At 76.6% G+C, this 762-nt stretch carries 1 protein-coding gene; it reads right to left on the bottom strand.

Annotated elements, in window-relative coordinates:
* Positions 1–762: YfaP family protein (locus A7A76_RS01995; protein ID WP_206409628.1), on the bottom strand; the 762-nt coding region annotated here is incomplete at both ends.

Raw genomic sequence — 762 nt, 5'->3', positions numbered from 1 at the left:
CCGGCGCGTCCTGGCCGGGCGCGCGCGCCAGCTCCGCGCCGAGCGCGTCGGCGCTGGCGCGGCTGGCGGCGATGCGGTCGATCTCCTCGATGCGGCCGTCGCCGTCGATGCGCAACACCGTCCACACATTGCCGGGCTGCGCCGGGGCGGCGTAGGTGCGCACCAGGGTCTGGCCGACATAGACGTAGACCCGCGCGCCGCTGCGCGCCAGCGCATCGCCGTCGGGCTGCTGGCGGTGGCCGAAGTCGTGCACGGCGTAGGTGTAGGTCGCGCCGGGCAGGCGGCGGGCGATGGTGACGGTCTCCGGCCGGCGGTGGTCGGCGGCGTCGAGGTCGAGCAGCGCCTCGGGCCCGCGCGGACGCTGGAAGTAGACATGGTGGCCGGCGTAGCTCAGGTGCGCGTCCAGGTCCACGCCGGGCGCGTCCCAGCTCAGCACCACGCGCAGGCCGTCGAGGGTGGCCAGCGCCGGGCTCAGCGCATAGCGCTTGCCGTCGCAGGGGCATTGCGCCAGCAGTTCGGCGTAGCCCGGCTTGCGGATGCTCAGGCGCGCGTCCGGGTCGCGCAGCGCGTCCGGGTCGAACGCGGCGCGGCCTTGCGCGTCGCTGGCCGTGGCCAATGCGGCGTGGCCGTCGCGGCGCAGCTCCACGCTCGCGCCCTCGATGCGCTGGTCGGCGACGGTGGCGCTGAGCACGGTGACCGCGCCGTCGGAATCGGCGGCGCCGGCGCTCGCCGCCCAGGCCAGCAGCGCCATCGCGGCGGCAG

Source organism: Lysobacter enzymogenes (genome assembly GCF_017168095.1).
Classification (GTDB): domain Bacteria; phylum Pseudomonadota; class Gammaproteobacteria; order Xanthomonadales; family Xanthomonadaceae; genus Lysobacter; species Lysobacter enzymogenes_D.
This window is presented reverse-complemented; position numbering and strand designations above follow the sequence as displayed.